Raw genomic sequence first — 21,278 nt, 5'->3', positions numbered from 1 at the left:
AGAGCATGGTACTTTCAAATTTTATTCAATTTAATTTACTTTTTTATAGTTTTATTGCAGGAATATTTACCGGTATACTATTTGATATATATAGAGTTATTAGAGGATTAGAGCTTCCAAATAAAATTCTGGGGTTTATTGAAGATTTACTTTTTTGGATTTTAACTGCTATAATAATATTTGTATTTTTACTTTACAGTAATGATGCTATTATAGGTATTTATGTATATTTATTTATAGCACTTGGTGTATATATTTATATTAAACTTTTAAGCAAAAAATTAATATATGGTGAAGCTAAAATTTTAAGATTTTTGATAAGGCTTATAAGAGTAACTTTTAACCTTATAATATATCCTATTAGGCTATTATTTAATTATTTTTTAGTTAAAGATAAAAATAAAGGATAAAAAACTTGAATATATTTAAAAAAAAAATTAAAATAGAGATAGTAGTTTAAATGCTTAAATTCTGAAAGGAAAACGGTATGGGAAAGAAGTCTAAACTTAAGTATCTGATAGTAGGCATTATTGTTATCAATGTGTGTTATGTATTTATTAATCAGCAACTTACTATGAACAGAATACAAGCAAGAATTCAAGACACAACTATAGAAGCACAAAAGATCAAATCCGAGAATGAAAAATTGCAGAGCGAGATTAAAATATCACAATCGGATGAATACAGCGAAAAACTTGCTAGAGAAAAATTAGGTCTTATTAAACAAGGCGAGATTCCTGTAGTAAATGGCAGTAATAATAAATAGATGTTATAATATCTATAATTAAAATAAAATATAAACATATATCAAGGAGGAATCTTTTTAATATGACCTTAAAGGTAGGAGTAATTCTAGAAGGTACAATAATAAATATTACAAATTTTGGTGCATTTGTAGAGGTGGAGGGTAAAACTGGTCTTGTGCATATTTCAGAAGTTGCTGACACTTTTGTTAAAGACATAAGGGACTACTTAAAGGAACAGGATAAAGTAAAAGTAAAAGTTTTGTCAGTAGATGATAATGGAAAGATAAGTTTGTCTATAAAGCAAGCATCTGTTCCTAAAAAAACATGTAAACCTGTTGATATTGATTGGAGTAATAATTCTAAAACTAAACAGGGAGGGGCCGATTTTGAAGATAGACTATCAAAGTTTTTAAAGGATAGTGAAGAGAGATTTCAAGATTTAAAGAGGCATCAAGAGGCAAAAGGCCGTGGTGGTTACAAAAAAAGCTAATATTAAGTAAATAAAGAGGCTTCTATTAGCCTCTGCTATTTTTGTCTATGGCTTTTTCTTATATCAATGAATTCTGTTGAGATTTTTTTCTTTTAATTTCTTTCCAATATTAAGCAAATGTTATAGTTGATAATCCTCAGGCGAATTTTAAAGTACATAAATAGAATTCTTGGCATCGGGTGGAGTTTTTACTCTATTTGATGCTTAGAAGTCGTTATCCAGGGACGTAGCCACTCTTTACTCCCACTTTACGGAAAGCAGAGAACAAAAATCTTTGATTTTCTGTGAATTGCTTTCACAAGGTATGATGGAAGTATTAGAGTAGATAGTCATCGGATAAATATAGTTGAAAAAACATTATTAATAGTTGTTGACAGGTAGTAAAATATGAGATATAATAATTTTTGTCGCTATGAGTGACATGCCGAAGTGGCGGAACTGGCAGACGCACAGGACTTAAAATCCTGCGGTGCTTAAACCACCGTACCGGTTCGATTCCGGTCTTCGGCACCAATAATATCGCGGGGTGGAGCAGCTGGCAGCTCGTCGGGCTCATAACCCGAAGGTCGTAGGTTCAAGTCCTACCCCCGCAACCAGATTTGGCGGAATAGCTCAGCTGGCTAGAGCATTCGGTTCATACCCGAAGTGTCGTAGGTTCAAGTCCTATTTCCGCTACCAGAGTTCATACATATGTATGGACTCTTTTGTTATTTTAATTAAACTATGAGAATTTATTTATCATATAATTATTGACTTCAATTCGTGATTGTAAGAAAGTGCGAACTAACAATAACTAACAAACGGTGATTTTTGCTCATTGACAAGTGAAAGCTTTTCACCCGGCTTACGCGGTAAAAAAGTGAAAGATTACCGCTGGGGCGTGAAGGTGAAAGATTTAATCTTGGGTTCGCCTCGATTAAAAGTGAAAGAATTCACTTATGTTTTTAGGCCGGTAGGTCGTTAGAATAGCTTGATTATCATGGAGGCTGTGGATGTTATAGTAATATAGAGTGATTAGCTATAAGATTCATAGATTAACAGTGTAAAAGTAATTGTCAGTGGCCATTAGTAGTGATTTAACGCCCGCAGGGCTATATTATGAATTTAAAACTTATAAATAGTAGATCAATGAATCTTACTTATTGGGTTAATGCCATCGGTCCTACGGATTATAATAAATCAACTATTTGAATACTTCTGTTTTTAATAAATGAAAAACATTGCTCTACGAGATAAGAATACTGATAACAAACGGGCTGCCGCCAAAAAAACTTTCTGAGAGCTAAATTTCTACGTAAGGTAATTATTTTTATTTTAAATTTTTTCTCAGCACAGCGTAGAAAAAATATATTTTACTTTTAGCTTTAGCCAAATCTATCACCTTCAACTATCGAAGCGATGTTGAATCTTTCATCTTTCACTGGTTAGTGAACAGAAATCCTCATTTTAGTTCGCAGTCTTCCAATATTGTTAATTAAAATATTAAAATAATCATTGACAGGTAGTAAAATATGAGATATAATAAATTTTGTCGCTATGAGTGACATGCCGAAGTGGCGGAACTGGCAGACGCACAGGACTTAAAATCCTGCGGTGCTTAAACCACCGTACCGGTTCGATTCCGGTCTTCGGCACCAATAATATCGCGGGGTGGAGCAGCTGGCAGCTCGTCGGGCTCATAACCCGAAGGTCGTAGGTTCAAGTCCTACCCCCGCAACCAGATTTGGCGGAATAGCTCAGCTGGCTAGAGCATTCGGTTCATACCCGAAGTGTCGTAGGTTCAAGTCCTATTTCCGCTACCAGAGTTCATACATATGTATGAACTCTTTTGCGTTTTTATAGATATGTCTTATATAGTATATATATACTATATAAGACATATTTTTTTATAACGACAATTTTTATAAATGGTTTTTAAATAGAAGAAATCCTAGTTACTTTTAAGGATAGATAGGTTTTACTAATTTTTATTTTCAATTACTATAGAAAAGTATTTGTATTATAAACTTGTATTTTTAAAATGTATAAAAAAATCTAGGGATAAATGTCCTAAAAAAAATTATCATCAATTCACTTTTATGACAAATAATTCCAGACAATATTGCTATAATAGAGATAGTTTATTAGTTGGGAGATGTTTGTATGCAATATAATTCACAAGTTTATAGTTATCAGAGAGTTAATAAAGAAAATAATGGTTATGGAAGGAACAAATTCGTATTAGATATATTTGATATGAAGTTCATATTGTATTTTGTCTGTGCCTTTCTAATAAGTAGAGTATTAATGATTAATTCAGCTGCACCTTTTGGTATTGCTTTTGCAGTTTCTATTCTAATGCACAGTAATGTAAAAGAAAAAATTATTGGAGCAGCTGGCGCTGTACTGGGGTATATAACTTTGTATAATAACTTACAGAGTTTTTATATTTATATAATTGCTATAATGACAATAACTTTTTTTAGTTTTATTATAGACAAGCTTTCTTATAATAAGAAAATATTAATATATAGCATGATTATATTATGTGAATTTATGTTTTTCAATTTTATATTGAATAAAATGAATGGAACTATTGCTTTTTTTACTTCTATTTTAGAATTACTTTATATTATTCCAATATATTATATTATTAATTATTCCATGATATGCTTTAAAAATATAAAGACAAAACATTTATTTAGTGGAGAAGAAGTTGTTAGTATGGCTTTGATAGTATCATTGGCTATAGCGGGTACTTGGGGAGTAAGCTTCTATAATATAAATTTAAGAAATGTTGTGGCACTAATAAGCATTCTTATAATTACATATGTAAATGGAATGACTGTGGGAGCAGCCAGCGGAATAGCAATTGGGGCAGTGATTGGAATGTCTTCAAATATGATGCCGATTTATATTAGTGTTTTTGCTATTTGTGGACTTGTATCCGGTGTATTTAAAAACACTAATAAATGGATAATGGGTATTTCATATACTATAACTTTTTTAATAATAATACTATATGAAAAGGTTATACCAAGTTTTAATATTATTGATGGCATGATTTCCTGTGGTATATTCTTTGCAATTCCAAATGCAATTTTAAAGAAAATAGAGATTGAAATAAATTTTGAGAAAAAGCAAGAAAGTATATCTCAGGGATATATTGATAAAATTAAAAATATATTCATTAAGAGGCTGGATAGTTTCTCCGATGTACTTTTTACAATGTCTAGTATATTAAATAATCTAGTGGATAATGATAAATTAGCTTTGAAGACAAAAAGCAGTGCATTGGTAGAAAATTTAGCAGATAGAGTATGTAATACCTGCAACATGAAAAATATATGCTGGAAAAGAGAATTGTATTATACTTATGCAGCTTTTGAAGAACTTATATCTAATTTCCAAGATAATAGGATAGTTGTTCCTAATGAAATAGATAGAAAATGTATACATCGAAATGCATTGATGAAGAATACTGAAGAAATAGTTAACAACTATATTATAAATGAAATGTGGAGAATACGTCTAAGTCAAGGAAGAGAAATTTTAGCTAACCAGATTAATAATATGGCAGGAACTATTAAAGAAATACAAAAGGAATTTAACGATAGCCTCAATTTTAATGGAATAATTGAAAAAAAGATTATAGAAGTTTTAAATAGAAATGATATTAAATTTAAAGATATAATGTGTATAAATGATGACAATGATAGGCTTTTAATAAAACTTTCTATGGAGGCTTGCGGAGGAAGGCAAATTTGTGTTAAAGAGATATTGCCGCTGGTTAATGAAGTCACAGAGAGATGCATGTGTGTTTGTGATGATGGGTGCAAAATAAATCCCGATACTAATTTATGTATGGTAGAATTTCAGGAAACTCCTAAATATCATGTAGCTTCTTATGTAAGTCGCAGAAGTAAGCATGGGGAAACAGAGAATGGAGACAGTTATAGTTTTGGAAAATTAAATGATGGAAGTTATATGATTATAATAAGCGATGGTATGGGGTCAGGAGCAAAAGCTGGTCATGAAAGTAAAGCCGCTATTGATCTCATTGAAAAATTCACCATGTCTGGGCTTAGTAAAATTACTGCCATTAATAGTGTAAATTCTATAATGACATTAAAATTCAGTGAGGATGAGAAATTCTCCACAATAGATTTATGTAGTATAGATTTATATTCTGGCAATGTAGAATTTATGAAAGTTGGTGCAGTTACTAGTTTTATTAAAAGAAAAGATAGAGTTGAAATAATAGATTCTAAAACTTTACCTATTGGTGTATTAGATAAAGTTGATATTGATACAAAAGATAAGAAGGTGCAAAATGGAGATATTATTGTAATGATAAGTGATGGCATAACAGATTATGATAATGAAAATGCGGGAAAAATAAATTGGATTGTAGAATATTTGCAGAATTGCAGTTCAAATAATCCTAAAGATATAGCAGAGGAAATTGTTAAAAAATCAGTTAAGATGGGTGGAGGCAAAGCCAAGGATGATATGACTGTTATAGTATCAAAAATATATAGTTTATATTAAAATATTTAGTTGATGATTGGATGGAGATTTATAATTATGATATAATGAATTAGAAAAATAAGGATTTGTTTTAGAATAATGTTTAAAGCATTATTCTAAAACAGGCTGGTTATTAAATGTTTTAGGAAGTGGTGCCATTGTTAGATAAAGTATTAAAAACTATACAGGAAAATTCAATGTTTTCCATAAATGATAAGGTTGTAATTGCAGTTTCTGGTGGCCCAGATTCAATGTGTCTTCTTCATATATTGAATAGTATTAAGTCTAAATTAAAAATAAAACTTATAGTTGCTCATGTAAATCATTGTTTGAGAGGAGAGGAAGCTGATAAAGACGAATCTTATGTAAAAGAATTTTGTAATAAATTAAATATTGATTTTTATAGTGTAAGAATAGATATAAATAAGCTGGCTAAGGATAAGGGTATATCTTCTGAAATGGCTGGTAGAGCTGCTAGATATGAGTTTTTCCAAGAAATAAAAGATAAAATAAATGCACAAAAAATAGCTATAGCTCATAATGCAAATGATCAAGCTGAAACAATACTCATGAGAATAATGAGAGGAACAGGTATCTCTGGAATTATAGGTATAAAACCTGTGAGAGATGGTGTATTTGTAAGACCGCTCATAAAAGTAAATAGAGAAGAAATAGAATATTATTGTGAAAAAAATCATATTAATCCAAGAATAGATAAGACAAATCTTGAAAATATATACGGAAGAAACAAAGTTAGGCTTGAACTTATTCCATATATAAAGAAAAATTTTAATAAAGATATAGTAATGACACTAAATAGATTAAGTGACACAGTAGAAATAGATAACGATTACCTAGAATATGTTTCTTTAGAAAAATATAAGTTGTTTTGTGAAGAAAAAGAAGATAAAATTATAATACATAAAAATGCATTTTTAGAACACAGGGCCATTGTTACCAGGATAATTAGAAAAGCGATTTCTTATATTACTGGTAGTACATATAATTTTGAAAAAAAGCATATTTTAGATATAATTGATATGCAGATCCATGTTACTGGAACTAATTTGGATTTACCTAACAATATAAAAGTGTACAATAATTATGGGGATATCAGCATATATTTTAAAAATGAACAAAATATCAATAAAGATATCAATGAATATGAACTTTTTATTGGTAAGATAAATGTAATACCTGAAAAAACAACTAAAATTACATTGAGAACTGTGGATGAGAATGAAAAAATAAAGTTTAGAGAAAATAATTTTATAAAATACTTTGATTATGATAAGATAAAAGATAAAATAATATTAAGGTATAGAAAAAAAGGTGATAAGTTTACTCCTATTGGAATGAATGGCAGCAAAAAACTAAAGGATATATTCATAAATATGAAAATTGAAAAAAGTTTACGTGATAGAATACCTCTTATATGTTTTGGAGATGAAATTTCATGGATAGTAGGATATAGAGTAAGCAATAACTTCAAAGTAGATGAAAATACTAAAAAAATACTTGAAATTAAATTTGAAGGTGAGGAAAACAATGAGAGAAGATATTAAAGAGGTATTATTTACTGAAGGGCAAATAAGAGATAAAATTAAGGAAATAGGCAAAAAAATAAGTACTGATTATAGAGAAAAGGATCTTATTTTAATAGGAATTTTAAAAGGATCAGTTATGTTTATGTCTGATCTTATGAAGGAAATAACAATACCTTGCAGTATGGATTTCATGGCAGTATCAAGCTATGGAAATTCCACTGAATCAACAGGTAAAGTTAAAATATTAAAAGATCTTGATTTTTCTGTGGAAGGAAAGGATATACTTATAATAGAAGATATTATAGATTCTGGTATAACTTTAGCATACCTTAAGGAATACTTATATTCAAAAAAACCAAATAGCTTAGAAATTTCTACACTTTTAAATAAACCGGAAAGAAGGAAGATAAATATTGAAGCTAAATATACTGGATTTAATGTACCAGATGCTTTTTTAGTGGGCTATGGGTTAGATTTTGCAGAAAAATATAGAAATCTTCCTTACATAGGAATTTTAAAAGAGGAAGTTTATAAATAATTAAATTTTGCATTATTGTAAACAAATTTTCGTTATGGTACAATTTTATCGTATTTACAAAGAGAGGGGGGCCTATAGTGAAAAAGATATCGAGCGCTACGGTCTGGATTATAGTATCTATAGTAGTAATTTTTACAGCATTAACATTGCTAGAAAGTGGAAAACCAAATAATCAAATAAATTTTAACACTTTTCAACAAAAATATATATCAAATGACATAAAGAGCTTTCAGGTAAAAGAGGACAGAATGACCGTTGATGGAACATATACAAATGGTCAAAGTTTTGAAACAGTAGTCCCAATGGAAAGACTTGTACAATTTTTAGGAGAACATCCTAATAATGGGAATATATCTGAAGCTTATACACCGCCAGCAAATATACCTATATGGGTAAATTGGCTGCCTAGCATACTTTCTATACTTGTATTAGTTGTATTTTGGATCATGTTTATGCAGCAGGCTCAAGGTGGTGGAGGAAAAGGAGTTATGAGCTTTGGAAAAAGCAGAGCGAGAATGTCCTCTCCAGATAATAAAAAGAAAGTTACATTTGGCGATGTAGCTGGTGCTGATGAAGAAAAAGAAGAACTTGCTGAAATAGTAGATTTTTTAAAAACACCTAAAAGATATCTGGAACTTGGAGCAAGAATTCCTAAGGGTGTATTATTAGTAGGACCTCCGGGAACGGGTAAAACACTTTTAGCTAAAGCTGTAGCAGGAGAAGCAGGAGTGCCTTTCTTTAGTATATCAGGTTCGGACTTTGTTGAAATGTTTGTAGGTGTAGGTGCTTCAAGAGTAAGAGATCTGTTTGAGCAGGCTAAGAAAAATGCACCTTGTATAGTCTTCATTGATGAAATTGATGCAGTGGGAAGGCAAAGAGGTGCAGGATTAGGTGGAGGACATGATGAAAGAGAGCAGACGCTTAATCAATTGCTTGTTGAAATGGATGGATTTGGAGTTAATGAAGGAATAATAATGTTAGCAGCCACTAATAGGCCAGACATACTAGACAGAGCTTTATTAAGACCGGGTCGTTTTGATAGACAAATTCTAGTTGGAGCGCCAGATGTAAAGGGAAGAGAAGAAATACTTAAAGTTCATTCTAAAAATAAACCTTTAGAGCAGGGTGTAAAGCTTGATGTATTAGCTAAAAGAACAGCTGGTTTTACAGGAGCTGATCTTGAAAATCTAATGAACGAATCAGCTTTATTAGCTGTCAGAAATAAAAAGACTTTAATTGGAATGGATGAACTGGAAGAAGCTATAACAAGAGTCATAGCTGGCCCAGAAAAGAGAAGCAGAGTTATCAGTGAGGCAGATAGAAGACTTACTGCTTTTCACGAGGCTGGTCATGCGGTGGTAATGAAATTACTTCCTAATAGTGATCCTGTTCATCAAATAAGTATTGTTCCAAGAGGTATGGCTGGTGGATATACTATGCACTTACCTGTAGAAGATAGAGCATATATGTCTAAGAGCAGACTTGAAGATGAGATGGTAGGTCTTCTTGGCGGAAGAGTTGCAGAAAAATTGGTGATTGGGGATATAAGTACAGGTGCTAAAAATGATATAGATAGGGCTTCCAGCATTGCCAGAAAAATGGTTATGGAATATGGTATGAGCGAAAATCTTGGACCAATATCCTTTGGAACAGACCAAGATGAAGTGTTCCTTGGAAGAGATTTGGGGAGAAATAGAAATTTTAGCGAAGAAATTGGTGCAAAGATAGATAAAGAAGTTAAAGAACTTATACAAGACGCATACAATCAGGCAGAAAAATTATTGACAGAAAATATGAATAAGTTAAAGGCTGTGGCTGAGGGCTTGCTTGAAAAAGAAAAGCTAGAAGCTGATGAATTTGAAGAGATATTTGCCAATAGCTAAAAAGGCATTTGCAGTAGGAAATAAAATGTTTCCTACTGCCTTATTTTTATTTTAAAGCTGTATATACATAGAAAATATTTATCGTGATATGATATAATATGTAATTATTATATAAAATATTGAAAAACATAGATGAAAAGGAGCGTATTTTAAAATGAAATCCGATATTGAAATTGCACAGAGCTGCAAAATGGAACCTATTTATAAAGTGGCTGAAAAATTAGGACTAGAGGAAGATGATATAGATTTATATGGAAAATATAAATGCAAAATCTCATTGGATATTCTTAAAAAGAATAGCGAAAAAGAAAATGGAAAGCTCATTTTGGTTACTGCCATAAATCCTACACCAGCGGGTGAAGGAAAGTCTACAGTAACAGTGGGTCTTGGAGATGCATTAAAGAGAAAAAATAAAAATGTTGTTATTGCATTAAGAGAACCTTCTTTAGGACCAGTTTTTGGTATAAAGGGAGGAGCAGCTGGAGGTGGATATGCTCAGGTTGTTCCAATGGAGGACATAAATTTACATTTTACCGGTGATATGCACGCTATAACTTCTGCAAATAATTTACTCTGTGCAGCTATAGATAATCATGTGCAACAGGGAAATCAATTGAAGATAGATGTAAGAAGAATAGTTTTTAAAAGAGTAATGGACATGAATGACAGAGTGCTGAGAAAAATAGTTGTTGGACTAGGCGGAAAACCAAATGGATTTCCTAGAGAAGACGGCTTTATGATTACAGTTGCATCTGAAATAATGGCAATATTATGTTTAGCTAACGATCTTATGGATTTAAAAGAGAGAATGGGTAAAATATTAGTAGCTTATAATTTAGATGGTGAGCCTGTATATTGCAAAGATCTAAAAGTTGAAGGAGCTATGGCCCTTCTTATGAAGGATGCTATAAGACCTAATTTAGTTCAAACCTTAGAAAATACTCCAGCAATAATTCATGGAGGACCTTTTGCTAATATAGCTCATGGATGTAACAGTGTTCTAGCTACAAAAACTGCATTAAAAATTTCCGATTATACTGTTACAGAAGCAGGTTTTGGTGCAGATCTAGGAGCTGAAAAGTTTTTTGATATAAAATGCAGATATGGAAATTTAAAACCAGCATGTACTGTAATAGTTGCTACAGTTAGAGCTCTTAAGCATCATGGGGGAGTAAAAAAAGCTGACTTAAATACTCCAAATGTAGATGCTTTGAAAAATGGGATAGAAAATTTAGGTAAACAAATTGAGAATGTAAAAAAATATGGCGTCCCTGTAGTTGTAGCAATAAATAAATTTATAACTGACAGTAATGATGAATTGGCATTTATTGAGAAATATTGTGAAGACTTAGGAGTGAGAGTCTCACTTACTGAAGTTTGGGAAAAAGGCGGAGAAGGTGGACTTAACCTTGCAGATAATGTTTTAGATATAATTGAAAATGAAAACAGCGATTTTAAATATATCTATGATGAGAAGAAAACTATTAAGGAAAAATTGGAAACTATAGCAAAAGAAATATATGGAGCTGAAGGTGTTACATATACTACTGCAGCAGAGAAGCAAATTGCAGAACTTGAAAAATTTAATTTAGATAGACTACCTATTTGTGTAGCCAAAACTCAATATTCACTCTCAGATAATCCGGCATTACTTGCAAGACCAAAAGGTTTTTATATAACTGTAGGAGAAGTAAGAGTTTCCAATGGAGCTGGATTTATTGTAGCTTTAACTGGAAATATTATGACAATGCCAGGACTTCCAAAGGTGCCAGCAGCAGAAAAAATGGATATTAACCAAGATGGATCTATAATAGGTTTATTTTAGATGTCTAAAATACTTGACCAAATAAATTTAAGTTGTTAAAATGAATTTATTGTGTTTTTATCTACTATACTTCCATATACAAAATGCAAAGGGTGGCTTTAAAGAGCCGCTCTTATAATTTTAGGCATCTTTGTCTCGACATTTTTCAGATGCCTTATAAGGGGTGTATTAATTTGATTTTAGTTCTGGATGTTGGGAATACTAATATAGTTATTGGTATTTACGATAAAAAAGATCTTATAACTGAATGGAGACTTTCAACAGATATGTTTAGAACTGCAGATGAGTATGGAATTCAGTTTTTAAATCTATTTTCTTTAAGTAAGATTGAAATTAACATGGTTGAAGGAGTAATAATATCATCTGTAGTTCCAAATATTATGTATTCCCTTGAACACATGATTAGAAAATATTTTAAAATAGGGCCAATAGTTGTAGGGCCGGGAGTTAAAACTGGCATTAATATTAAATATGACAACCCAAGAGAAGTTGGAGCCGATAGAATTGTAAATGCAGTAGCCGCCCATGAAATATATAAAAAGCCTTTAATTATTATTGATTTTGGAACTGCTACTACCTTTTGCGCTGTAAGAGAAAATGGTGACTATCTAGGTGGTGCAATTTGTCCAGGAATAAAAATATCATCAGATGCTCTCTTTCAGAAGGCAGCAAAGCTTCCAAGAGTTGAATTACTTAGACCTTCTGAAGTTATATGCAGAAATACGGTAACAAGTATGCAAGCGGGAATAGTATATGGATACATAGGTCAAGTTGATTATATTGTGCATAAAATGAAAATAGAAATGTTAGAATTAGGAGAGCAAGATATTCTAGTAGTTGCTACAGGTGGTCTTGCTAAGCTTATAAGTGAAGAATCTAAAAATGTAGATATCGTAAATCCTTTTTTGACACTAGAAGGATTGAGAATTATATATGAGAAGAATAAAAAGCAGGTGAATTATGAAAATATCAGAGCTTGAATTTCCCAATAATGTTTTTCTTGCACCCATGGCTGGGGTAACGGATATTATATTTAGAGGAATATGCAAGGATATGGGATGCGGGCTTGTCTATACTGAAATGATAAGTGCCAAAGCTTTGTACTATGGAAGTGAAAATACTAAAGAACTGCTTAAGGTATCTCATAAGGAAAGTCCTGTAGCTGTACAAATCTTTGGAAGTGAACCTTTAGTTATGGCTAAGGCCTGTGATTACTTTAATGATAATAAGGATATATGTATAGTTGATATAAACATGGGATGTCCTGCCCATAAAATAGTAAAAAACGGTGATGGATCCGCACTTATGAAAAACCCAAAATTAGCTGCTGATATAGTAAGGGAAGTGAAAAGAGCTTCTATTAAGCCTGTCACAGTAAAGTTTAGAAAGGGTTTTGATAGCAGCAATATAAACGCAGTAGAATTTGCTAAAAGAATAGAAGATGCTGGAGCAGATGCGGTAACAGTTCATGGTAGAACTAGGGAGCAAATGTATGAAGGTAAGGCTGACTGGAATATAATAGCTGAAGTTAAAGAACAGCTTTCTATACCTGTTATAGGAAATGGAGATGTTTTTTCGGCAGAAGGTGCCTTGGAAATTAAAAAACAGACACAATGTGATGGTATAATGGTAGCTAGAGGGGCTATGGGGAATCCTTGGATTTTTAGAGAAATTAATCAGGCCCTTAAAGGAGAAATAATTATAAAGACTTCTGTAGAAGAAAAAATTGATTTGTGCATTGGTCATTTAAAGCTTGCAGTAGATTATTATGGGGAAGCTAAAGCAGTTAGGGAAATGAGAAAAAATATAGCTTGGTACTTAAAGGGATTAAAAAATTCTACAGACATAAAAAATAAAGTGAATTATGAAAGTGATGCTGGCAAGGTTATGGAAATATTGAAAAATTATAAATCTCAATTTATTCAATAACAATTTATACCTTGTAGAAAATATATTTGTTATAAAATATTAACAATGCGAATACAATTTAAAAAGCAAAATTAATATTTAGAAATGGTCTGTATTGATAATATTGACAATGGAAATAGGCTGTTTTATAATTACTTAAATGGCTACACCTAGATATTGGTAGTCTTTTGTTTTATTATTGTGATAAATAAATTACCTATAAATATAGAATAGGGCATTTCATGAAATCAGAAGGGGAGAAATAAAATGAGTGAAACAAAAAAATATGTTATGACTTATGAGGGTTTAAAAAAATTAGAAGAAGAATTAGAGTATCTTAAGACTACAAAGAGAAAAGAGGTTACGGAAAAAATAAAAGTGGCACTTTCCTTTGGTGACTTAAGTGAGAATTCAGAATATGATGAAGCTAAAAATGATCAGGCTTTTCTTGAAGGAAGAATTATACAACTTGAAAATATGCTTAAAAATGCTACTATAGTAGATGAATCAGACATTCCAAAAGATAAGGTTAACGTAGGAAGTTTAGTTAAAGTTAAAGATTATGAATTTGATGAAGAAGTGAATTTTTTAATTGTAGGTTCCGCAGAGGCTGATCCTCTTGAAAATAAAATTTCCAATGAATCACCAATTGGAAGTGCTTTGATTGGCAAAAAAGTGGGAGAAATAATAGAGGTACAGGTTCCTGATGGTACAAATAAATTTGAAATACTAGAAATAAGTAGACCGTAATTGGAGGTATAGTAATGTCAAATGAAAAAAAGTCATTGACAAAAGAGGAAATAAAATTACAAAGACTTGAAGCAAAAGTTGAAGCTGAAATGAATGATTTATTAAAAGAGAGAAGACAGAAACTTTCAGATCTTCAGGCAGCCGGAAAAGATCCTTTTGATGTTTATTCTGTTGAGAGAACTCATACATCTCAGCAGATAAAAGAAAATTATGATGAACTTGAAGATAAAACAGTTACTGTTGCAGGAAGACTTATGTCTAAAAGAGTACATGGAAAGGCTGGATTTTCTGATATTTATGACAGATATGGTAAAATACAGCTCTATATAAAGATAGACGATGTAGGTGAAGAAAAGCTTAAATCATATAAGACCTTTGATATAGGAGATTTTGTATCAATAACTGGTAGGGTATTTAAGACAAAAACGGGAGAAGTTAGTATACATATTACAAATTTTGAACTTCTATCTAAATCCTTAAAGCCGCTGCCAGAAAAATTCCACGGTCTAAAGGACCCAGATCTAAGATATAGACAAAGATATGTGGACCTTATAATAAATCAGGAAGTTAGAGATACTTTCTTCAAGAGAACTGCTATTATAAAAGCTATAAGAGAATTTTTGGACAATAGAGACTATCTTGAGGTTGAAACACCTATATTATCACCTATAGCTGGTGGAGCGGCTGCTAGACCTTTTGATACTCATCACAATGCACTGGATATAGATATGTATCTTAGAATAGCAACAGAATTATATCTAAAGAGGCTTATTGTAGGTGGATTTGAAAAAGTATATGAAATAGGTAAGAATTTTAGAAATGAAGGTATAGATGTAAGACACAACCCAGAATTTACTATGATAGAGTTATATGAAGCTTACGCTGATTATAATGATATGATGGAAATAACAGAAAATATGGTTGCCTATGTTTGTGAAAAGGTACTTGGGACAACTAAAGTGACATATCAAGGCACTGAAATAGATTTCAAACCACCATGGAAGAGAATAACTATGGTAGAGGCTGTTAAGGAATATGCTGGAGTTGATTTTAATGAAATAAAATCAGATGAAGAAGCAAGAGTTATAGCTAAAGAAAAGGGACTTGAACTTAAGAAAAAACTTGAGGATTGTACAAAAGGTGATATATTGAATGAACTCTTTGAAGCTTTTGGTGAGGAAAAGATGATACAGCCTACCTTTGTGTATGATTATCCAGTGGAAATATCACCTCTTACCAAGAAGAAGAGAGGTAATGAGGCTTTTACAGAAAGATTTGAAGGCTTTATATATGGAAGAGAATTATGTAATGCTTATTCAGAACTTAATGATCCAATAGTTCAAAAGGATAGATTTATACAACAGCTTAGAGAAAGAGAACTTGGGGATGATGAAGCATATATGATGGATGATGACTTTATTAATTCCTTGGAAATTGGAATGCCTCCAACTGGTGGACTTGGAATAGGTATTGATAGACTTATTATGTTTTTAACAGATGCGTATTCTATAAGGGATGTTATATTATTCCCAACAATGAAACCATTGCCACAACAATAAATGTAAGCAGTAAATCATAAAGTAGTTAAAAATTTTCAGTATTATGAATCTATGAGAACACTATCAAAACTAGTTTATTACTATAGCTTTGATAGTGTTATTTTTATAAAATATTAATAAGATAAAAAAATTAAAAATAATGCTTGATTTTTTAAAATATATTGTTATAATAATATATGTAAGTGAGTCAAGTAAAATATTCCGCGATAGCTCAACGGTGGAGCACTCGGCTGTTAACCGATAGGTTGAAGGTTCGAATCCTTTTCGCGGAGCCATTTTTATTTTTTGTATATTTATCTTAGTAATTGAAAAATTAATGCAGCTTATCAATAAAATTGAATATGATAATTACGCAATGATGGAGAAAAGTAATTTTAAGATTCTTTTAGAGAAGTCATGTAAAGCAATTAAAAATGGATAACAGTCATTTGTAGTAGGACTAAATATTGATTTTGAAAATGCTGAGGTGAAAGTGGCTAGGATTTTAATATGAATGGAGCTTTTGAGTGTAAAAGTATAGAGTAGGGCTAATGCCAATAAGGGTGGAACCGCGGAATTTAAAATTTCGTCCCTTAGGGTATAAGTCCTTTTTTATTTTCAAAATTAATTGATTTTGTTGTATATTATATGTCAATATTTAATGCATAGTGTAGTATTAATGTTTGAAACTGAATTCATGATCTTCATACCTATTGGTTGTTAATACCTTAATGTGTAGTTTTAATTATAATATATATAAATTAAAAAACTTAAATATAAGGAGGTTTTATTATATGTCTTTTGAAAAAACAATGGAGAAAATAGTCGCTCTTGCTAAAAACAGAGGTTTTGTATTTCCTGGTTCTGATATATATGGGGGACTGGCCAATTCTTGGGATTATGGTCCTTTAGGGGTTGAGTTTAAAAACAATGTAAAAAAAGCTTGGTGGAAAAAATTTATACAGCAAAGTCCTTATAATGTGGGGCTTGACTGTGCAATACTTATGAATAGAGAGGTTTGGGTAGCTTCAGGTCATATTGGAGGCTTTTCAGATCCACTTATGGATTGTAAGGATTGTAAGTCAAGATTCAGAGCAGATAAACTTGTAGAAGAACATATGGTTTCTAAAGGAATAGATGATGCCAGTGCTGATGGATTTACAAATGAACAGTTAAAAGAGTATATAGAAAAAAATAACATAGTTTGTCCTAAGTGTGGTAAAAGTAATTTTACTGATATAAGAAAATTTAATTTGATGTATAAAACTTTTCAAGGTGTTACGGAAGATGCTAAATCAGAAATATTTTTAAGACCAGAAACTGCTCAGGGAATATTTGTCAACTTTAAAAATGTGCAGAGAAGCTCTCGTAAAAAAATTCCTTTTGGTATAGGACAAATTGGTAAAGCTTTTAGAAATGAAATCACTCCAGGAAATTTTATTTTTAGAATTAGAGAGTTTGAACAAATGGAACTTGAATTCTTCTGCAAGCCAGGAACTGATCTAGAATGGTTTGAATACTGGAAGGATTATAGCTTTAACTTTTTATTAAATTTAGGTATTAATAAAGATAATATAAGAATAAGAGACCATTCACCAGAAGAATTGGTTTTTTATAGTAAGGCAACTTCTGATATAGAATATAAATTCCCATTTGGTTGGGGAGAGCTATGGGGAGTGGCAGATAGAACTGATTATGATTTAAGTAAGCATATGGAGCATTCTGGTGAAGATCTAAACTATTTAGATCCTACAAATAATGAAAAATATATACCATATGTTATAGAACCTTCACTTGGTGCAGATAGAGTTACTTTAGCATTTTTGGTTGATGCTTATGATGAGGAGGAGCTTGAAGGAGGAGATGTAAGATCTGTTCTTCATTTGCATCCAGTACTAGCTCCTTTTAAAGCAGCTATACTTCCACTTAGTAAAAAGCTTTCAGAAAAGTCTATAGAGGTCTACAATAGATTAAGTAAGAATTTTAACGTAGATTATGATGAAGCTGGAAGTATTGGTAAGAGATACAGAAGAGAAGATGAAATAGGTACACCTTATTGTATAACTGTAGATTTTGATACTTTAGAAGATGATACAGTTACAGTAAGGGATAGAGATACTATGCAGCAGATAAGAGTAAAAATAGAAGAATTAGAAAAATTCATAGAAGATAAATTGAATTTTTAATATAATTTAATGAAAAACATTATGAGATAATTATTTTTGATAATAGACTCATAGTGTTTTTTTATTAACATATAATAAAAAAAGAGCCGGATACAAAATCCGACTAAATAGGGTTTAATCATGGGGATATGTTATATGTTCAATTAAAACTTGGGGAATTATATTAATGTTTTCCTTACGGCACAACCATAGTATAGCACAATAAAGTCGAAATTTGCAATACTAGGTAAGAAAGTTGAAAAATTAAATAAATTCTTACAATTCCGACATACATAATCTTTTTAATGGCATAAAATACTTATACAATTACTTATTACTAAACTAATAATTCCAATTAATAGAGCAGTATATTTAGAGGCTTTGTTATTTTCTGTATTAGAAATTAGAATAATATTTATTATTATGCCTATGGGAAATGGAATTTTATAATTTATAGTTATGTATATTTGGCTTAAAATCCATATGCAAATAAGTTTTATACTATAAAAATTTTCTGGTGTATGTTCTTTCACATAAGATATATATATCAAAGGACTTGAAATTATCAACGCTAAAAATGGCATTCAATATCACTCATTACAATTAGTATTAATAAATTATATGATGTGTCTATAATAAAATGTTAGTTATGTTTAAATTTTTTAATAAAGTGATATAATTAATAAAGCGGTTCATTAATGAATCTTATTTGGTGGGATATTTTCACTAAGTTTAGATAAATTATTTAGGTATGTGCTGCTGTTATTGGTTTATTTAGAAGTGATACAACCACTAAAAGTGGGATAAATAATATTTTTCGGGGGTAATCATGAGTAGAAATTTTAGTGATTTTAAAAAATTTATAAATAACAAGAAAACTGCGGTTGTAGGTATAGGTATAAGCAATAGACCTCTAATAGACTTTTTACTAGAATTAGGAGCTGAGGTTACAGCTTTTGATAGGAAGACAAAAAAACAGATAGGACATGCAGCAGATGAGCTCACGGAAAAAGGAGTAAAGTTAATTTTAGGTGAAAATTATTTAGAATTCCTTGAAGGGTATGAAGTTATATTTAAAACACCTTCTATGAGGATAGATATTCCAGAATTAGTTAGAGCAAAACAATCAGGAGCATATATAACTTCTGAAATGGAGGAGTTTGTTAAATATTGTCCTGCTAAAATTATTGGAGTTACTGGTAGTGATGGGAAAACTACTACTACAACGTTAATATATAATATTTTTAAAGAAGAAGGATATAAAACTTGGGTAGGAGGTAATATAGGAACTCCTTTATTTACTAAAATCAGAGATATAAATGAAAAAGATAAGGTGGTTCTGGAATTATCAAGTTTTCAACTCATGACTATGAATGTATCACCTCAGGTATCTATAATAACAAATTTGAGTCCAAATCATTTGGATATTCACAAAGATATGAAAGAATATATAGATGCGAAAAAAAACATATATAAATTTCAAAATCAAGATGGACTACTTATATTAAATAAAGATAACTCTATTACATCGGCTATGGCTAATGAAGGAAACGGAAAGGTTATGGAGTTTAGTACAAAATATAAGGTGGAAAATGGAGCATATTTCTATGATGAAAAATTATACGTATTAAATAGATTTGTTTGCAAAAAAGAAGAGATAGTAATAAAGGGAATGCATAATGTGGAAAATTTTCTTGCAGCTTTTTGTGCTACCATAGGAGATGTTAGTATTGATACTATGAAAAAAGTAGCAGTTACATTTTCGGGTGTTGAGCATAGATCCGAATTTGTAAGAGAGTTAAATGGAGTTAAATATTATAATGATTCTATTGCATCTAGCCCAACTAGAACATTGGCAAGTTTAAGAGCCTTCGAAAAAAAGGTGATACTAATTGCTGGTGGATATGATAAGCATATTCCCTTTGAGCCTTTAGCTGAAGAAGGTTTAAGTATGATTAAAGAATTAATACTTTTAGGAAATACAAAGGACAAAATTGAAGAGAGCTTTAACAAAGTAATGGAGGATAAAAAAGTATATATTCCAATAGTTAAAGTCAACACACTTGAAGAGGCTGTAAATATAGCTAGAAAGAAAGCAGAGGCTGACGATATAGTCACTCTTTCTCCATCTTGCGCTAGTTTTGATATGTTCCCCAATTTTGAGATAAGAGGAAATAAATTTAAAGAAATTGTAAATAATATGAAATAGATATATATGGTGATAAATTACCCTTATTGATAAAGTGGTAATTTCATTTAAATATTATATACTATCTAGTATTAAATGAGGAAATTTCATATTTGAAAATTTTAAAAATCAAGCACAGTATATAGTATATATTTTTAGTCATAAATACTATATGTAGATGCAGCTTAATAAATAAGTTAATTATGCAATTTCCTCAAGTAAATATATAATTTTATTTAATCCCAGGTTATATTATAATATTATTTTATAAATAAAAAAGTTGTTGACAAAGTATATTAGCTCATATATAATTATTTACTGTGATGAGGTTATTTTAACTTATAGTTAAAGTAAATTTATATTTGGTAATTGTCACTTAGGGGGAAACAACTGTTTCTATTTTGAACAAGGCGATTAACCTCTAATGTGCTGACGGTACTACAGCGGTGGTTTTGTATAAGAGTAAGTCGTTATCAAGCAATTAAGGATCTTTAGCTCAGTTGGTTAGAGCAACCGGCTCATAACCGGTTGGTCCGGGGTTCGAGTCCCTGAAGGTCCACCATATGGGGGTATAGCTCAGTTGGGAGAGCATCTGCCTTGCACGCAGAGGGTCAAGAGTTCGAGTCTCTTTATCTCCACCAAAAAGCCAGTCTAATTTAAGATTAGACTGGCTTTTTGGTGTTGCAAGTATATCGGTGGTAATTGGACAGAAAGCTAATAATATTTATATATGAACTGTATATATTTTGTAGCTAGTGATAAATATAAAGGTAGTATTTTAAATAATACTAAATAAAAATAGTATAGAATAAATATACAAAGTATATATATCATAGTAATAATTTAATATAAAATAGCAAAACGTTACCAAGCGTATCAGTATAAGAATAATGTAGTATGAAAAAGAAAATAGAAGATTATAGAATATAAATGTGAATATATAACTATATTAATTCCACGTATATATATGTCTGTGATAAAATATTATTTGTCGCTGCGAAGGTAGTAATTAATTTAATAAATAATTAAAAATTATTTAAAAAGTAGTTGACAATAAATTGTTGTTTTGATAGAATGTAAAAGTCGTCAGTTGATGGCAAATTGATCTTTGAAAATTAAACAGAGTATAAGAATAAAACAAACCAGCAATTCTTTAGATTTTAAGAAATTGAAATCAAGAGTAACAGATTC

At 30.7% G+C, this 21,278-nt stretch carries 14 protein-coding genes and 9 tRNA genes; all 23 read left to right on the top strand.

Features of this window, described 5'->3' with window-relative positions:
* Positions 1 to 5: 5 nt before the first annotated feature.
* The 23 genes from yabQ to ABF633_RS00750 all read left to right on the top strand — a co-directional run bounded on the left by yabQ (position 6) and on the right by ABF633_RS00750 (position 20,728).
* Complete coding sequence (yabQ, locus tag ABF633_RS00860) at positions 6 to 410, top strand: spore cortex biosynthesis protein YabQ (protein ID WP_415521076.1); 405 nt, start codon at positions 6 to 8, stop codon at positions 408 to 410.
* A 77-nt stretch (positions 411 to 487) separates the two neighbouring features.
* Positions 488 to 766 (top strand): FtsB family cell division protein, encoded by a 279-nt coding sequence (locus tag ABF633_RS00855; protein WP_415521074.1) that lies wholly within the window; start codon positions 488 to 490, stop codon positions 764 to 766.
* Between the two features lie 62 nt (positions 767 to 828).
* On the top strand, positions 829 to 1,236 hold the full coding sequence (locus ABF633_RS00850; protein ID WP_415521072.1) for a S1 domain-containing RNA-binding protein: 408 nt from the start codon (positions 829 to 831) through the stop codon (positions 1,234 to 1,236).
* Positions 1,237 to 1,659: 423 nt separating this feature from the next.
* A tRNA-Leu gene (locus ABF633_RS00845) sits at positions 1,660 to 1,749 on the top strand.
* 7 nt (positions 1,750 to 1,756) lie between these two features.
* A tRNA-Met gene (locus ABF633_RS00840) sits at positions 1,757 to 1,832 on the top strand.
* A gap of 5 nt (positions 1,833 to 1,837) precedes the next feature.
* A tRNA-Met gene (locus ABF633_RS00835) sits at positions 1,838 to 1,914 on the top strand.
* 869 nt (positions 1,915 to 2,783) lie between these two features.
* Positions 2,784 to 2,873, top strand: a tRNA-Leu gene (locus ABF633_RS00830).
* 7 nt (positions 2,874 to 2,880) lie between these two features.
* Positions 2,881 to 2,956: transfer RNA gene (locus ABF633_RS00825), tRNA-Met, on the top strand.
* A 5-nt stretch (positions 2,957 to 2,961) separates the two neighbouring features.
* Positions 2,962 to 3,038: transfer RNA gene (locus ABF633_RS00820), tRNA-Met, on the top strand.
* A gap of 340 nt (positions 3,039 to 3,378) precedes the next feature.
* Complete coding sequence (gene spoIIE, locus ABF633_RS00815; protein WP_415521070.1) at positions 3,379 to 5,766, top strand: stage II sporulation protein E; 2,388 nt, start codon at positions 3,379 to 3,381, stop codon at positions 5,764 to 5,766.
* A gap of 137 nt (positions 5,767 to 5,903) precedes the next feature.
* The gene (tilS, locus tag ABF633_RS00810) at positions 5,904 to 7,310 is read left to right on the top strand and encodes a tRNA lysidine(34) synthetase TilS (RefSeq protein ID WP_415521068.1); all 1,407 of its coding nucleotides are present in this window, start codon (positions 5,904 to 5,906) and stop codon (positions 7,308 to 7,310) included.
* Complete coding sequence (hpt, locus tag ABF633_RS00805) at positions 7,294 to 7,830, top strand: hypoxanthine phosphoribosyltransferase (protein WP_415521066.1); 537 nt, start codon at positions 7,294 to 7,296, stop codon at positions 7,828 to 7,830. The genes tilS and hpt overlap by 17 nt, the downstream gene beginning before the upstream one ends.
* Positions 7,831 to 7,907: 77 nt before the next feature.
* On the top strand, positions 7,908 to 9,713 hold the full coding sequence (ftsH, locus tag ABF633_RS00800) for an ATP-dependent zinc metalloprotease FtsH (protein WP_415521064.1): 1,806 nt from the start codon (positions 7,908 to 7,910) through the stop codon (positions 9,711 to 9,713).
* A 154-nt stretch (positions 9,714 to 9,867) separates the two neighbouring features.
* Positions 9,868 to 11,538 (top strand): formate--tetrahydrofolate ligase, encoded by a 1,671-nt coding sequence (locus ABF633_RS00795; RefSeq protein ID WP_415521062.1) that lies wholly within the window; start codon positions 9,868 to 9,870, stop codon positions 11,536 to 11,538.
* A 173-nt stretch (positions 11,539 to 11,711) separates the two neighbouring features.
* The gene (locus ABF633_RS00790) at positions 11,712 to 12,518 is read left to right on the top strand and encodes a type III pantothenate kinase (protein ID WP_415521060.1); all 807 of its coding nucleotides are present in this window, start codon (positions 11,712 to 11,714) and stop codon (positions 12,516 to 12,518) included.
* Positions 12,499 to 13,467, top strand: a complete 969-nt coding sequence (gene dusB / locus ABF633_RS00785) for a tRNA dihydrouridine synthase DusB (RefSeq protein ID WP_415521058.1) — start codon at positions 12,499 to 12,501, stop codon at positions 13,465 to 13,467. Before ABF633_RS00790 ends, dusB begins: the two co-directional genes overlap by 20 nt.
* A gap of 246 nt (positions 13,468 to 13,713) precedes the next feature.
* The gene (greA, locus tag ABF633_RS00780) at positions 13,714 to 14,196 is read left to right on the top strand and encodes a transcription elongation factor GreA (RefSeq protein ID WP_415521056.1); all 483 of its coding nucleotides are present in this window, start codon (positions 13,714 to 13,716) and stop codon (positions 14,194 to 14,196) included.
* A gap of 14 nt (positions 14,197 to 14,210) precedes the next feature.
* Positions 14,211 to 15,755: a lysine--tRNA ligase gene (lysS, locus tag ABF633_RS00775; protein WP_415521054.1), complete on the top strand. Its 1,545-nt coding sequence runs from the start codon at positions 14,211 to 14,213 to the stop codon at positions 15,753 to 15,755.
* Between the two features lie 200 nt (positions 15,756 to 15,955).
* Positions 15,956 to 16,030: transfer RNA gene (locus tag ABF633_RS00770), tRNA-Asn, on the top strand.
* A 498-nt stretch (positions 16,031 to 16,528) separates the two neighbouring features.
* Entirely contained in the window at positions 16,529 to 17,920 is a 1,392-nt protein-coding gene (locus tag ABF633_RS00765; RefSeq protein WP_415521052.1) for a glycine--tRNA ligase, read from the top strand.
* Positions 17,921 to 18,728: 808 nt separating this feature from the next.
* Positions 18,729 to 20,108, top strand: coding sequence for a UDP-N-acetylmuramoyl-L-alanine--D-glutamate ligase (gene murD, locus ABF633_RS00760; RefSeq protein WP_415521050.1), 1,380 nt, complete (start codon positions 18,729 to 18,731; stop codon positions 20,106 to 20,108).
* 464 nt (positions 20,109 to 20,572) lie between these two features.
* Positions 20,573 to 20,649: transfer RNA gene (locus ABF633_RS00755), tRNA-Ile, on the top strand.
* A gap of 3 nt (positions 20,650 to 20,652) precedes the next feature.
* Positions 20,653 to 20,728, top strand: a tRNA-Ala gene (locus ABF633_RS00750).
* Positions 20,729 to 21,278 lie beyond the last annotated feature (550 nt).

Origin of the sequence: Clostridium sp. (assembly GCF_047718555.1) — a bacterium.
In the GTDB taxonomy this organism is placed as follows: domain Bacteria; phylum Bacillota; class Clostridia; order Clostridiales; family Clostridiaceae; genus Clostridium_I.
Note: the sequence above shows the minus strand (reverse complement) of the source record. Positions and strands in the feature narration are given on the sequence as shown.